Below are 14,269 nucleotides of genomic sequence, written 5' to 3'. Positions count from 1 at the left end.
CGAAGGTATCCGCCCGCTCCGACAATTTCCGGCGTCCGGCGCCGGCAGACGCTCAGCCGAAGAACTTCGTGAGAATCTGCGCCAGCGCCGCCGGCCGGTGCAGCACCCCGTGGTCCTCTCCGGGCATCACCAGGAGTTCGGCGCCGGGCACGGTCGCCGCGACGGCCTTCGTGCCCTCCGCCAGGTTGGGCGCGGTCTGGTCGCCGTACACCGCCAGCACCGGCACGCCGATCCCGGCGAGCCGATCGAACGGCATCACCTGCCAGGGCGCGCTGACCAGCAGGTCGTACGGCAGGCTGGGGGCCTTGTCGGCCAGGAACGCCCACTCCTCCCCGGCCTTCATCCCGGCGATCGCCTCGGTCGGGACCCCGACCGCCTCGTGGAGGAACAACTCCACCGCACCGTCGCGGTCACCGGCGGCCACCAGGGCCTTGAGCCGGTCGTAGATGTCGGCCGCCGGCCTCGGCTGGTTCTCGTCGGCGCAGTACGGCGGCTCGTAGACGGCCACCCGGTCGATCGGCAGCCCGCGCATGGCCCCCTCCAGCACGAGGACGGCGCCCGAGGAGTGCCCGAACACCGAGGCCCGGCCGCCCACGTGCTCGATGACCGCCGCCAGGTCGTCGATCTCGTTGGCGACCTGGTAGTCGTCGCTCTTGTCGTCGCTGCCCACCCGGCCTCGCCGGTCGTAGGTCACGACGGTGAACGCCGGCGCGAGTTCGGCGCCGAGCCCGGCCACGGTCGAACGGTCGTTGAACGCGCCGCCGACGAGGATCACCGGCGCGCCCTGGCCGATCGCGTCGACGGCGAGGATCGTGCCGTCCTTGGACGTGATGTTCTCGGTCATGTCCGTCAGCCTTTCAGGGGTCTACCGTCGTGTGAAGGTCATGTGGGTGACGCCGCTCGGGGTGGTCACGGACTCGATGAGGAAGCGCTTCTCGAGTCCTTCGAGCCCGTCCCACAGGCGCTCGCCGCGGCCCAGGATGATCGGGACGACGGCGATGTGCATGTGGTCGATCAGGTCGGCGGCCAGGAACTGGCGGACGGTGCTCGGCCCGCCGCCGATCCGCACGTCGAGGCCGCCTGCGGCCTCGCGGGCCTGACGCAGGGCCTCCTCGGGCGTGGCGTCGATGAAGTGGAACGTGGTGCCGCCCTCCATCTCCACCGAGGGCCGGGTGTGGTGGGTCAGGACGAAGACCGGCGTGTGGAACGGCGGGTTCGGTCCCCACCATCCGGTCCACTCGTGGTCCTCCCACGGGCCGCGCTGGGGGCCGAACTTGTTGCGGCCCATGATCTCCGCGCCGATGCCCGCGTCCCACGTACCCGCGACGGCGTCGTCGACCCCGGTGCCGCCGCCGGTCTTCCCCTGCATGGCGTGGAGGGTCCGGGTCGTGAAGAACCACTCGTGGAGCCGTCCGCCTGCGTGGCCGAACGGCTCGTCCAGGCTCTGCCCCTCGCCCGTGGCGAAGCCGTCCAGAGAGACGGAAAAATTGTGCACTCTGACACGAGACATTGCTGATCTCCTGTTTCCCACCACTGCTTGCGGATTGCAACTACTGAGATTGAGCGTAGACTAGGTGGTGGCAAAACGCAATCAGTTGGAGGTCGGTCATGCGAGACGAGCCGCGGTCGGGATGCGCGATCAACGCGGCAGTGGAGGCGTTCGGAGACAGATGGAGCCTCATCGTCCTGCGCGACGTGGTCTTCGGCGGGCGCCGGCACTTCCGTGACCTGCTCGCCAACTCCGAGGAGGGGATCGCGTCGAACATCCTCAGCAGCCGTCTCAAGGCCCTCGTCGCCGGAGGCCTGCTGAGCCACGAGGAAGCGGGGCGAGGACGGCGAGGGACCTACAGCCTCACCGAGGCGGGCATCCAGACGGTTCCGGTCATGGTCGCGCTCGGCTCCTGGGGCCTGCGCCATCGGCCGACGACACCGGAGCTGACCATCCGGGCGCGGCTGCTGGAGGAGGGCGGCCCGCCCCTCTGGGAGGACCTGATGGACGAACTGCGCGAGGCGCACCTGGGCATCCCCCGCCCCGACCCCGATCGCCCCCGCGCCTCCCAGCTGCTCCAGGATGCGTACGAAGGGGTCCTGGCGACGTCATCGACAATGGAAACGTGACATCCGAAGATCAGCAGCACCCGCGCGGCCGTGTCGTCGAACTCAGTCATGTGGTCCGGCACGGCATGGTCACCTATCCGGGCCTGCCCGCACCGGAGATCGGCGATCACCTGACGCGCGAGGACTCCCGGGGCCGTTACGCCCCGGGCACCGAGTTCCAGATCGGCCGCATCACGATGGTGGCGAACACCGGCACGTACGTCGACACTCCGTTCCACCGGCTCGCGGAGGGCGAGGACCTGGCCCAGATCGACCTGTCCCGGCTGGTCGACGTCCCCGGTCTGCTGATCGACGTCTCCGGCTCCCTCCGGCGCGGCATCGGCGTCGACGCGTTCGAAGGCCACGACGTCAGGGGGCGCGCGGTCCTGCTGCGTACGGGCTGGGACAGGCACTGGGGCAGCCCGGCCTACGGCGACCAGGACCACCCCTTCCTGACGGCGGACGCGGCCGCCCTGCTCGCCGACCGGCAACCGGCCGTCGTCGGCATCGACAGTGTCAACATCGACGACATGGCCGACGGGCTCCGCCCGGCCCATACCGCCCTGCTCACCGCGGGCATCCCGATCATCGAGCACATGCGCGGACTGGAACGGCTGCCGCACACCGGGTTCCGGCTCCACGCGGCGCCCGTCGCCGTGTCCGGCATGGGCACGTTCCCCGTCCGGGCGTACGCCCTCGTCTTCTGACCGCTCCATACGCGACCCGGAACGTCAGGCTCAGTCGTACAGCATGGGCAGGTCGACCAGGAGGACCCGGGGGTCGCGGGCGGCGGCGTCGGTGAGTGCGCCGTCGAAACCGGCGCCGCTGTAGAGGGCGAGCACGGTGTCGCGGGTGTCGAGCCCGCGCCTGTGCAGTTGTTCTCTGGCCTGTTCCAGGCGCTTCAGGTGGCCTACGTTCATGATCTCCGACCACTTCGCCTCGCCGACGGACAAGAGCCGGCGTGTGTGGTTGTCCTGAGGCGCGAGGGCGATCACGTCGACCTCGATGTTCTGCCCCCTGCCGCCGCCGGGTGCGATCCCCGCAGCGACCTCGGCGGCGAACTCGCCACCCCAGTCTCGGGCGAGCGCGAACTCCCGGCACACATGCTCGAAGTGCGGGCCCACCACCTGAGACGTGAACCTCGGCCTGGCCGCCTGCCACACCCGGTCGGCCCATCCCCTTTCCAGCAGGCTCCAGGCCGGCCGCATGATCGCCTCGTAGAACGTCACGAGCGGCTCCGCGACACGGTAGAGCGAGCGCTTTCGTATCGGGTCGATCTCCTTGCGGATGAGCTGACAGTCCTCCAGTACGGCGAGCGGATGGGCGATGTCCGTCGCCTTGCGCTCCATGTGTCCCGCGATACCGCCCCGCGTGTTGTTCCCGGCCGCGATCGCGCCGAGGACAGCGTGGTAGAGCGCCTCGTCCCGGATCTCCATCTCGTTGGTCAGCAGGTATCGGGCCTCCCGGAAGAGCGGCGTCGCCGAACTGAGCACCCGCCGGACGACCCAGTCGTCGAGATCGTCGCCCGGACTCTCGTGGTCGACGAAGCCGGTTCTGTACGCCGGTGTCCCGCCCACGATGGCATTCAGTTGGAGCGCGAGCCGCGGATCCTCAATCCCCCAGAACCGCCTGGCCACGCGGTGGTCGAACGGCTGTACCACCAGGTCGAGTGACGCCCGCCCGCGTAGTGGCGCCTGTCCGGCGAGGAGTTTCCCCATGACCGACATGGCGGATCCGGCGAGCACCAGACGCACCCGACTGCCCGTGCCGCGATGCGCGAGCCGGGCGTCGATCTCCCGCTGCAGGATCGAGGGGATCGAAGGATCGGCCTTCATCAGGTACGGGAACTCGTCGAGAACGATCAACCGGTCGCCGCAGTGGTCCAGCAGATGGGTGATCGCCTCGTCCCAGTTCGCGAACGCCAGCGTGCCCGGCACTCCCTGGTATGCCGCCACGGCCGTACCGAACTGCCGGAGCGCGTCCGCGGACGTGGATTCGACGGCCACGAAGTAGAAGCCGTCGCACACGTCCGCGAGGGCCTGCAGGAGGAACGTCTTGCCCTGGCGGCGCCGGCCACTCACCACCGCCAGCCTCATCTCCGCAGCCGGCGCCTCGGCGAAGTCCCTGAGGGCGGCCCACTCGCGATCTCGATCGAAGACGTGAGCAGGCTTCATGAGACCCCCATATAAGTACACTTCTAAGAAGCCGACTTCTTAGAAGTGTACTTATAAACGTCGCCGTCCTACCGCTCCGGCGCGAAATGGGTGAGGACCTCGGGGTTGGCCATGGCGTCGGGGTTGGCGGCCTTCTCGACCGGGGTGCCGAGCAGGATCTTCCGTACGGGGACCTCAAGCTTCTTGCCCGACAGCGTCCTCGGGATGCCCGGGACCACATGGATCTCGTCGGGCACGTGCCGGGGCGACAGCTCGGTGCGCAGGGCCGTACGCAGGCGAGACGTCAGCTCGTCGGACAGAGACGCGCCGTCGGCCGGGGTGACGAACAGCAGCAGCCTGCCCTCCTGGCCGAGTTGCCCGGTGTCGATGACGAGGCTGTCGGCGATCTCCTCGAAGCGCTCCACGACACGGTAGAACTCGCTGGTGCCCATCCGTACGCCGCCGCGGTTCAGGGTGGAGTCGGAGCGGCCGTAGATGACGCAGCCGCCGTCGGGGAGGATCTTGATCCAGTCGCCGTGCCGCCAGACGCCCGGGTAGTCGGCGAAGTACGACTCCCGGTAGCGGTCGCCCGAGGGGTCGTTCCAGAACATGACCGGCATGGACGGCATGGGCCGGGTGATGACGAGTTCCCCCACCTCGCCCACCATCGAGGCACCCGCGGGGTCGAAGGACTCGACGGACGCGCCGAGGCAGCGGCACGGGATGACGCCGGCCCGGATCGGCAGCAGCGGCACCGCGCCGACGAACCCGGTGCACACGTCGGTGCCGCCGGAGAACGAGCCGAGCTGCACGTCGGGCTTCACATCCGAATAGACCCAGGCGAACCCCTCGGGCGGCAGCGGCGAGCCGGTCGAGCCGATCCCGCGCAACCGGTCGAGCCCCTGCGGCTTCACCCCCGCCTTCATCGACGCCATGATGTAGGGCGCGCCGGTGCCGAAGTACGTCACGCCCTCCTCGGCGGCGAGCCGCCACAGGGCGCCGGTGTCGGGGTGGGCCGCGCTGCCGTCGTACAGCAGGACGGTGGACCCCACCAGCAGGCCGCCGATGAGGTAGTTCCACATCATCCAGCCGGTGGTGGTGTACCAGAAGAACACATCGCCCTCGCCGAGGTCCTGGTGGAAGGACAGCGACTTGAGGTGCTCCAGCACGATCCCGCCGTGGCCGTGGACGATGGGCTTGGGCAGGCCGGTGGTGCCGGACGAGTACAGCACCCACAGGGGATGGCCGAACGGCACCCGCTCGAACTCCAGCGGCGCGCTCTCGGCACGCAGGTCGTCCCAGCTCAGCCCGTCATCGGGGGCGCCTTCGCGGAGCGCGGGGACCCAGACGGTGGCCTGCAGCGTCGGCAGCTTCCCGGCGATCTCGCGCACCACCTCCGACCGGTCGTACGCCTTGCCGCCGTAGCGGTAGCCGTCCACCGCGACCAGCACCTTCGGCTCGATCTGCGCGAACCGGTCGGTCACGCTGGGCGCGCCGAAGTCGGGCGAGCAGGAAGACCAGATCGCCCCGAGCGAGGCGGTGGCCAGGAAGGCGATGAGCGCCTCGGGGATGTTCGGGACGTAGGCGGCGACCCGGTCACCACGCCCGACGCCCAGCCGCGCGAGACCCGCCCGGACCCGGGCGACCTCCTCGCGGAGCTCGCCGAGCGAGTACTGCCAGCGGCTGCCCGATTCATTGCGGAAAATCACCGCCGTCCGGCCGGGGTGGCCGCGCAGCGCGTTCTCGGCGTAATTCAGGGCCGATCCCTCGAACCATTCGGCGTCCGGCATCGTTCCCTGGATGACGGGCCCGTCGCCACGCGTACCGACCACGCCGAAGTAGTCCCATATGGACGTCCAGAAGTCGGCCGGAGACTCGACCGACCACTTCCAGACGTCCTCGTAGTCCCCCGTACGGCCCAGTCGTTCCATGTAACGGGTGATCCGGGCCGCACGTACGACGTCGGGCGTGGGTTCCCAGAGCAGAGCGCCTTCCTCGACCATGCCCCCATCTTTGCCACGCTTGAGCCGCATGTCACCCTCCCCGCCCACATAGAAAGGGTCTGTCATATGTGGGTTCTGAGCTGGTCGATCGCCATCCGGGCGGCGGCCCCGATCGCGGCGTCGGCCCGCGGTTGGTTCTGCGCCGTGCTCAACGACCGGGTGAACACGGCCACGGCGTAGCGCCCGCCGTCGGGATACTCGACAACCCCGACCTCGTTGCGGAGCGTGGGCAGCGTGCCCGTCTTGCCGCTCACCGCGACGTCGTCGAACGGGAACCCCGAGGCCAGCCGGTGCGGCCACACCTGCAGAGCCATGAGGCGGCGGATCGCCGCACAGGAGGCCGCCCCCGCCGCCTCGTCACGCCAGATCATGGCCAGCAGCCGGGTCATCTCGCGCGGTGTGCTCCGGTTGCCCTGCGCCGGGTCGAGCGCGCGCAGCCGCGCCACCACCTCAGGGTCGGTGCACGCCTGGGTCACCGCCGACTGGTCCGCCACGCCCGCGTCCACCCACAGGCTGGTCAGCATGTCGCGGCAGTCCTGCACCACCCGCGTCGCCGTCAGCCCGAGGCCGTCGAGCAGCGTGTTGACCGCCTCCCGGCCCACCCGGGCGAGCAGCACGTCGGCCGCGGTGTTGTCGCTCACCGCCATCATCAGGTAGGCCAGGTCGCGCAGCGACAGCGTGGCGTCGTCCAGCATCGCCGCCAGCCCGGTGCCCCCACTCGTACGGTCCGCCGCCGGCACGCCGACACGTTCGGTGAGGTCGAGCAGCCCGCGCTCGGCCTGGCGGTGCAGTTCCAGCAGCAGGGGCACTTTGAAGACCGACGCGAGCACCACCGGCTCGTCGGCCCGCAGGCCCACCTCGCGCCCGTCGTCGACGTCGACCGCGTGCAACCATCCGGTGACGCCGGCGCTGCGGAACACCCGCTCCACGGGGTTCATGCGAGGAATCCGGTCGCCGGACGCGGCGTCACCCGCGGCGCGGGCGGCACGCCTTCGTCCACCATGCCGGCGCTCTCTTTCAGCACCTGTACGGCCACGGTCGTGAAGTCTCGCACGTAAGGCCCCGGCTCGGTCCGCCAGGCCGGGGAGCAGCGCCAGGCCAGAGGCGTGCCCGCGAGGGGCCGCCACACCACGCCCGGCACCTCGGCAGGGGCGCCGAACGCGACGGCCGTGCCGGACAGGACCAGGCCGAGGGCGAACTCCACCCGGTCGGTGCAGATGATGTCGGTCGGGACGAAGCCACCCCGGCGGCACGAGGCCAGCGTGTCGTCGTACAGGCCGGGCTCGGCGTCCCGGGGAAACAGCACCAGGTCCCGCCCGGCCAGGTCGCCGAGGTGCACGGTCGCCCAGGCGGTCAGCTCGTCGTCTTCCGCCAGCAGGACGCCCGGATGCCGGACGAGCACCGGCCCGTACGCGAGCCCGTTCGCGGCGACCGGATGACGCAGCAGCCCGACGTCGAGCCTGCCCTCCAGCAACGCGGCGACCTGCGCGGCCGTGCCCATCTCGGTCAGCGACAGCCGTACGTCGGGGCGGCGGTCGCGAAACCCCGCGATGAGCGCGGCGAGCACGGCGGCGCCGAGGTCGGCGGGGACGCCCGCCCGCACGACCGCCGCGTCGCCGCGCGCCAGGTCCGACATGAGGTCGCGCATCCGCTCGACCCTGGCGACGATCTCGCGGGCCTCGGGCACCAGCAGCCGTCCCGCCTCGGTCAGCGCCACCCGCCGGCTCGACCGCTCGAACAGGCGCACGCCCAGTTCCTCCTCCAGACGCCTGATGCGCTGGCTCAGCGGCGGCTGTGCCATCCCCAGCCGCGCGGCCGCGTTCCCGAAATGCAGCTCTTCCGTCACGACCAGGAAGTAGCCGAGATGCCGGACAAGGTCCACGAGCTGGGAGCATATCCGAATCGCACATATAGAGCGTTGATATCCATATTGGACATCCTCCCGGCTGGTCTGCTGCTCTTGGCGTGCACTCGACTCGAAGGGGGACGCATGCGAGAGCGAAGGCGCTGGCCGTACGTCACGGCGGCGGTGCTCGTGCCGGTGGTGGCCGCGGGGGTCACGGTGTGGGCGCTGCGGACGAAGGGATCGCCCGAGGAGACCGCGCGGGACTTCCTCGCGGCCTGGTCACGCTCGGACTACGCGGCGATGCGCACACTCGCCGCCGACCCGCCGACCGGCTTCGAAAGCACGTACCGCCGTTTCCATGACAACCTGAAGCTCACCGGGCAGCGATTCCAGGTGACGAGCGTCCAGGACGACACCGTTCGGTTCCGGGCCCGGCTGACCGGCCCGCTGCCCATCGCGTACGACGGGAGACTCCGCCTGGTCGAGCACGACCGCGCCTGGAAGGTGGCATGGACGCCGGCGGCCGTCCACCCCCGGATGACCGACGGCATTCGGGTCAAGCTCACCACCGTGCCCGCGGAGCGCGCCCCGATCACCGCCGCCGACGGCACCCGCATCGACACGCCGGACACGCCCGGCTCCGTGCAGCAGATCGTCGAGGGGCTGCGCGAGCAGTACGCCTCCCGCCTGACCGGCACCGCGTCCGCCCGGGCCGACCTGGTCGACGGCCGTACGGGCTCGAAGGTCGCCACGCTCGCCGAGGGCGGATCGAAGCCCGGCAAGCCGCTGCCGACCACCCTCGACCTGCGCGTGCACCGGGCGGGGGCGCAGGCCCTGGAGGGCGTGGACAAACCCGCCTCGCTCGTCGCGCTGCGCCCGTCGACGGGCGAGGTCCTCGCGGTGGTGAACAAGCCGGGCGGCTACAACCGCGCCCTGCTCGGCACGTACCCACCCGGCTCGACCTTCAAGATCGTGACCGCCTCGGCCCTGGTGGCCGGTGGCGTCACGCCCGGCCAGACCGTCGAATGCCCGGCAGAGAAGACGATCGGCGGCTTCCCGTTCCACAACGCCGAGTTCCACGACTACGGCACGCTGCGCTTCGTCGACGCCTTCGCCCACTCGTGCAACACGACGTTCGGCGACATGGCGGTGCGGCGCCTCGGCGCTGACCGCCTGTCCAAGGTGGCCTCCGACTTCGGCTTCGGCGCCAGCATCAAGATCGGGGTGCCGGCCGTGGACGCCGCCTTCCCCGCGCCGCATGACGACACCGACCTCGCGTCCGCAGCCATCGGCCAGGGGCGCGTCCTGGCCAGCCCGCTGAACATGGCCGCCGTCGCGGGTGCCATCACCGCGGGCACCTGGCGGCAACCCCGACTGATCCCGGCCTCGCTCGTCCCGGACGGCGGCACGCCCCCGCGCCCGCTGGAGCCCGCGGTGGTGTCCGCGCTGCGCCGTCTCATGCCCGCCGTCGTCAGCGAGGGCACCGCGAGCGGCGTCTCCTTCCCCGCCGGCACGGCCGGCAAGACCGGCACAGCCGAGTACGGCTCAGCCGAGGATGGCAAGAACCCCCCTACGCACTCGTGGTTCATCGGCTACAAGGGCGACCTGGCCTTCGCCGTCGTGGTCGAGGGCGGCGGCACCGGAGCGCAGGTGGCGGCCCCCGTCGCGGCCCGCTTCCTCAAAGCACTGTGACTTCCCAGCAAAGCACTGTGACTTTCCAGCAAAGCACTGTGACTTCGCAGCAAAGCGCTGTGATTGCGCCCATCGCGCCGCCCGGGCCTGTCTGCGAGGCACCTCTCTCACTTCCGTAGCCGCCGGGCTCTGGTGGGGTTGTGGTAGGTGAAGGCCCAGCGGTCGGTGCCGGCTTTGCGGCGGGTGTAGCGGTCGGGATGCCGGTAGCGGTCGCGGTTGTGGAACTGGCAGGCCGGTCCGAGCATCTTCAGGTCGGTGAGGCCGCCGTTGCTCCAGTTGTCGGCGTGGTCGATCTGGCACATGGTGGCGGGGAGTGGGCAGCCGTCGATCCAGCAGGTGGCGTAGCGGGCGAAAACGGCCCTGCGTTGGGCGGGGGTGGCCAGGCGGACCTTGCGGCCCATGTCCAGCACCTGCCCCTCGGCGTCCATGACCAGGCGGACCAGGGTGGATGTGTGGGCAAGGCGGTACACGCTGGAGACCGGCAGCATCTGCCCGGTCGCCAGCAACACTCCCGGCGCCGCCCCCAGCAACGCCCCCGGGGTCGTCCCTGGCGCTGTTCCCGCTGGCCTGCCCGGCTCCGGTCCCGGCACGCCCGGCGGCGTCCCTGGCGCTGTTCCCGGCGGCCTCTCCGGCGCTGTCCCTGTCGCACGCGAGCACTGTGCCTCGCCGCCGCACCCGCACCCGCCCTCGTCGTGCTTCCAATGCTCGTGGCCGTTGTCCTCAGGCGTGCTCTGCGCATGCCGACAGTCCCCCGCAGGCCAATGCCCGGCGTGGGCGTGATGCACAGCGGCGTCCCCGGGAGGAGGATCCGGCAATTGCGCTGTGCGGAGGCGCTGTGTGCGGAGGCGTGGTACCGCCGAATGCAGGCCATGCCGCTGCGCGCCTGGGGTCTGCTTCAGCTTGGGCCGCAGCACGATCGCGGTCTCCGCCCTTGGCGGATTCGGTGTCGCCCTCGGCAGAGGCCATGCTCGCATTACCATCGCCCTCGGCAGAGGCGGCCCTCGCGGTGTCCTGCTCGCTGACCCCGCGCCCATTGGCCCCACGCTTACAGGCCCCGGGCTCATAAGTCCCGGGATCGCAAGGTTCCTCATCGCGGGGGCCGGTGGTGGCGAGGTCGGCGCTCTCGGCGACGGCGTCGGCGGCTGCATCGGCACCGCTATCTGTCTCCGAACCGGCATCTGCCCCGGCCGTGTCGCCGGTGGCGCCGGTGTCCTCCCGGTCCCGGCCGTCCTCCGCGTCCTCCGCGCCCTCGGCATCCTGGGCGTCTTCGGCGTCGGCGGGGTGGTTGGTGTCGGAGGTGGCGGGTTGAGGGTCGGTGGGTTCGGGGTCGGCGGGCTGGGGGTCGGTGGGGAGGGATTCGGCGGTGACCAGGACCAGGAGCTCAGCGGCGATCTTCTGCTCCAGCAGCGCGATGAACGCATCCGCATTACGCACCCGCAGCGGCCGGTCATCCCCCTCAGCCCGAGGCTTGGCATACGCGTCCAACAACGCGCGCAGCCGGGCGGCCGCCTCACGCGGTAGGTAGAACTCGCCCTCCAGCCCGCCACCCGGGGTGGGGCGAACCCGCAGGAACCGCCGCCCGAAGTCCGCCCGCTCATCGCGGTCCTCACCGTCGGGGTCCAGCACCGCCCGCAGGTAGCGGCCGGCTTTGGCCACCTCCGCCGCACCTGCCCTACCCGCCAGCTCCAGCAAAATCGGCTCAGCCAGGCAGGCGTGCTCGTCGCTCAACTGCGCGGTGGCCATGCAGATCGCCTCCACCACCCCCGCCGCCAAGTCCCCGGCGGCGAACTTCTCCCGCACCCGAGGCAGACGCGCCAACTCCACCGCCAGCGTGAGCAGGCGACCAGCACCGGGCACGCTCATGCCTCCGGCGGTGCGCAGCCAACTGCGGGTGGAGGCATGCCCATGCTGCTTGGCCTGCCCCGCACCATGCACCCGCCCCACCCGATCAGCAAGAGCGCACGTGATCCGATCCCGCGCGAACAGCAGATCCTCGGCCTCGGCGAGGCAGATGTCGGCATCGTCGGGTAACGGCGCCAACGCCAACGCCTGCGCCGACTCACGAAGAGACCCGACCAGCACCCACGACGACCGGGCCCGGCGATCACCCGCGCCACCGGCATCCACACCCGGGCTGTCCGTGCTTGTGCTCCCGGCACCGGGCGCGCTGTCGCTGGTGTCCTGACGCGCGTCCTGCCGCAGCTCAGGGTCAGTGATCGCTAAATGCTCACGAGCGAGCGAACCCTCGGCAGACCACAACCGGGAACCGGAAGTCAACCGGTCCCACCAGTCACCAGAGCTGTCACAGCTGTCAGAGCCATCAGAGCTTTTCGAACGATGAGAGTGCTCAGGATCGAGGTCGAACAGATCCATCACACCCTCCTCAAGTAATTCGAAAATCTATATGAATTCTTTCACCCCTTCTCCACGGGAAGCAACCGGCCGAACGGATTAGTTGGAGTTGCAGGTGAACTGGGGCTAAACCGAATAAAGGGAAACATCACTTTCGTCAGGTTGCGGAATCCGAGCCGGCGCCGGGGCGGTCCGGGCGGCTCCTCGACGGCGGTGGTCTTTAACCCGATGAAAGCGTCCATCGCGACCACCTCGTCGCCGGTGAGCACCCGCTGCCCCTCGGCCAGGACCGCGCTGTCGGCGGTGTGCCACGGCACCCCGAGCCCGGCCGCGACGCGGGCGACAGCTTCGCCTACGGCGGTGCGGCCTTCGCGATGTCCGCCGCCAGACCCGCCCGCACACGCCGCGCCGATAGCGGCGCACCCGGACCAGCAGGATCGTGGGCCGGTGCCCGAACGGCTCGTGCGCGAGGGGGGGCCGCGGGGCACGGTGCGCAACCACGGATCGGGGTCGGGCTCCGCGACGCGGCACTCGATCACCGCCCGGCCCGGCTCCAGCCGCTGTCCACGGCCTCCAATCCGAGCTCCTCGAAGTGGCAGAACGCGGAAAGGTCAGGGGTGTCGAAAATAGCGTGGGGCACGTCGAGGTCTTCCGCCGACGGTGAGCGCAGGAACTCCTATCCTGGAAGACCTCGACCCCCGCCCCGCGAATGCCGCGCGCACCCCGGCTCCACCCGCAACTGCGAAGAGCCGCTTTCCCCGCCCACGCTTCAGGAGCCGACGATGAATGACGAGATTCAGCTGATCAGTGACGGCGATGGACTGGCGGTCATCGGGAATCCGACGGCTGTCGAACGCTTCCTGGTCTCTGAGGGACTTCCGTCGAAGGACCTCGGGCTGAAACGGCTCGGATCTGTTCTCAATATCGGGGCTGAAGCCGCACAGGCAGGTTCCGAGATTGTCGAAAACTCAGGTCGCTGGGTGAAGCTGAGTAAGGAATCCGCGCAGCTTGTCGAGAAGTACGGGCTGAGGAAAAGCTCGAAGTCGGGTCTCAGTTCCGGAGTACTGAAGGGGAACAAGGGCCAGATCAAGGGATTCGTCGAATTCACGAAGGGGCCCGGATCGTTTCTGACCAACCCGGCGCTTCTCGCCGGTGCCGCGGGGATCATGGCGCAGCTCGCGATGCGACAGACCATGGACGAGATCACCGACTATCTCGCCACGATCGACGAGAAGGTCGACGACGTGCTCCGCGCCCAGAAAGACGCGGTGTTGGCGGACATGATCGGAGTGGACCTCGTGATCGAGGAGGCCATGACCATCCGAGAGCAGGTGGGCCGGGTCTCCGAGGTCACATGGTCGAAGGTGCAGGCCACGCCGGTGACGATCGCACGGACCCAGGCGTACGCGTTGCGTCAACTCGACGCGCTCGCGGAGAAGATGGAGCACAAGACCAAGATCGGTGATCTCGCCAAGACGTCCAAGGAAGCCGAGTCCAAGGTTCAGGAGTGGCTCGCCGTTCTGGCTCGCTGCTTCCAACTGCAGGACGCGATCGCCGTGCTCGAACTCGACCGGGTGCTGGACGCGTCTCCGGAGGAGCTGGACCGGCATCGCCTCGCACTTCGGGCTGCACGGCAAAATCGGCTGGAACTCATCACACGGAGCACCGAGCGTCTGATGGCCCGCATGCATGCGGCTGCCGGCACGGCCAACACGAAGGTGCTGCTGCACCCGACCACGTCCCGGGCTGTGGTGCATTCGAGCGGCCAGGTCGCGATCGCCGTCGTCGACTTCCACGGACGGCTCGGAATCGAGCGCAGCCGACAGTCATTGGAGGCGAGACGATGGGTGGACGCGGCCGCGGAGGTGCGGGACAAGGTGCTCGAGACAGGAGCAGAGGGCGTCGACGCCGCCAGGCACCTCGGCAACGAGACCCTTGACCGGGCCAGATCGGTGACGGGCAAGCTCTCCAGCGGGATTGCCGAGCGAGCGCTCCGTCGGCGCGGGGACGACGAGGAACGCGACAGGAAGGCTGAGTGAGCGCCGGCCGTCAGCCACTCGGCAGGCTTCACTCGAGCCGTTCTGGCCACGTCAGCGGCCACCTCGTCTGACGTCCTCCCGGTGCTC

The 14,269-nt window shown here is 69.9% G+C and carries 12 protein-coding genes and 1 pseudogene; 4 read left to right on the top strand and 9 right to left on the bottom strand.

Annotation, left to right across the window (positions count from 1 at the left end; all coding sequences use genetic code 11):
• Positions 1-52 precede the first annotated feature (52 nt).
• A complete protein-coding gene (locus QSK36_RS06620; protein ID WP_285781678.1) occupies positions 53-844 on the bottom strand; it encodes an alpha/beta fold hydrolase in 792 nt (263 codons plus the stop codon).
• 21 nt (positions 845-865) lie between these two features.
• Positions 866-1,510 carry a dihydrofolate reductase family protein gene (locus tag QSK36_RS06615; protein WP_285781677.1) on the bottom strand — a complete coding sequence of 215 codons (645 nt, stop codon included), beginning with the start codon at positions 1,508-1,510 and terminating at the stop codon, positions 866-868.
• Between the two features lie 98 nt (positions 1,511-1,608).
• Here QSK36_RS06615 and QSK36_RS06610 point away from each other — a divergent pair, with 98 nt between their 5' ends.
• Positions 1,609-2,118 (top strand): winged helix-turn-helix transcriptional regulator, encoded by a 510-nt coding sequence (locus tag QSK36_RS06610; RefSeq protein WP_285781676.1) that lies wholly within the window; start codon positions 1,609-1,611, stop codon positions 2,116-2,118.
• A complete protein-coding gene (locus QSK36_RS06605) occupies positions 2,115-2,804 on the top strand; it encodes a cyclase family protein (RefSeq protein WP_285781675.1) in 690 nt (229 codons plus the stop codon). Before QSK36_RS06610 ends, QSK36_RS06605 begins: the two co-directional genes overlap by 4 nt.
• Positions 2,805-2,834: 30 nt before the next feature.
• Here QSK36_RS06605 and QSK36_RS06600 read toward each other — a convergent pair whose 3' ends face one another.
• From QSK36_RS06600 to QSK36_RS06585, 4 genes are all read right to left on the bottom strand, one after another.
• Positions 2,835-4,271: an ATP-binding protein gene (locus QSK36_RS06600; RefSeq protein WP_285781674.1), complete on the bottom strand. Its 1,437-nt coding sequence runs from the start codon at positions 4,269-4,271 to the stop codon at positions 2,835-2,837.
• Between the two features lie 68 nt (positions 4,272-4,339).
• The gene (locus QSK36_RS06595; RefSeq protein ID WP_285781853.1) at positions 4,340-6,253 is read right to left on the bottom strand and encodes an acetoacetate--CoA ligase; all 1,914 of its coding nucleotides are present in this window, start codon (positions 6,251-6,253) and stop codon (positions 4,340-4,342) included.
• A gap of 62 nt (positions 6,254-6,315) precedes the next feature.
• Entirely contained in the window at positions 6,316-7,191 is an 876-nt protein-coding gene (locus QSK36_RS06590; RefSeq protein WP_285781673.1) for a serine hydrolase, read from the bottom strand.
• Positions 7,188-8,135, bottom strand: coding sequence for a LysR family transcriptional regulator (locus QSK36_RS06585; RefSeq protein ID WP_183534771.1), 948 nt, complete (start codon positions 8,133-8,135; stop codon positions 7,188-7,190). Before QSK36_RS06585 ends, QSK36_RS06590 begins: the two co-directional genes overlap by 4 nt.
• 108 nt (positions 8,136-8,243) lie before the next feature.
• On the opposite strand from QSK36_RS06585, the gene QSK36_RS06580 reads away from it, so the two are divergent.
• On the top strand, positions 8,244-9,791 hold the full coding sequence (locus QSK36_RS06580) for a penicillin-binding transpeptidase domain-containing protein (RefSeq protein ID WP_285781672.1): 1,548 nt from the start codon (positions 8,244-8,246) through the stop codon (positions 9,789-9,791).
• Between the two features lie 107 nt (positions 9,792-9,898).
• Here QSK36_RS06580 and QSK36_RS06575 read toward each other — a convergent pair whose 3' ends face one another.
• From QSK36_RS06575 to QSK36_RS06560, 3 genes and pseudogenes are all read right to left on the bottom strand, one after another.
• Positions 9,899-10,300 (bottom strand): HNH endonuclease signature motif containing protein, encoded by a 402-nt coding sequence (locus QSK36_RS06575; protein WP_285781671.1) that lies wholly within the window; start codon positions 10,298-10,300, stop codon positions 9,899-9,901.
• A 211-nt stretch (positions 10,301-10,511) separates the two neighbouring features.
• Entirely contained in the window at positions 10,512-12,164 is a 1,653-nt protein-coding gene (locus QSK36_RS06570; protein WP_285781670.1) for a DUF222 domain-containing protein, read from the bottom strand.
• 179 nt (positions 12,165-12,343) lie between these two features.
• Positions 12,344-12,783, bottom strand: a pseudogene (locus QSK36_RS06560) (ISL3 family transposase); the annotation flags it as partial.
• 142 nt (positions 12,784-12,925) lie between these two features.
• Here QSK36_RS06560 and QSK36_RS06555 point away from each other — a divergent pair.
• Positions 12,926-14,182, top strand: coding sequence for a hypothetical protein (locus QSK36_RS06555; RefSeq protein ID WP_285781669.1), 1,257 nt, complete (start codon positions 12,926-12,928; stop codon positions 14,180-14,182).
• The last annotated feature ends 87 nt before the right edge of the window (positions 14,183-14,269 follow it).

Origin of the sequence: Microbispora sp. NBRC 16548 (genome assembly GCF_030268985.1) — a bacterium.
Taxonomy (GTDB): domain Bacteria; phylum Actinomycetota; class Actinomycetes; order Streptosporangiales; family Streptosporangiaceae; genus Microbispora; species Microbispora catharanthi.
Note: the sequence above shows the minus strand (reverse complement) of the source record. Positions and strands in the feature narration are given on the sequence as shown.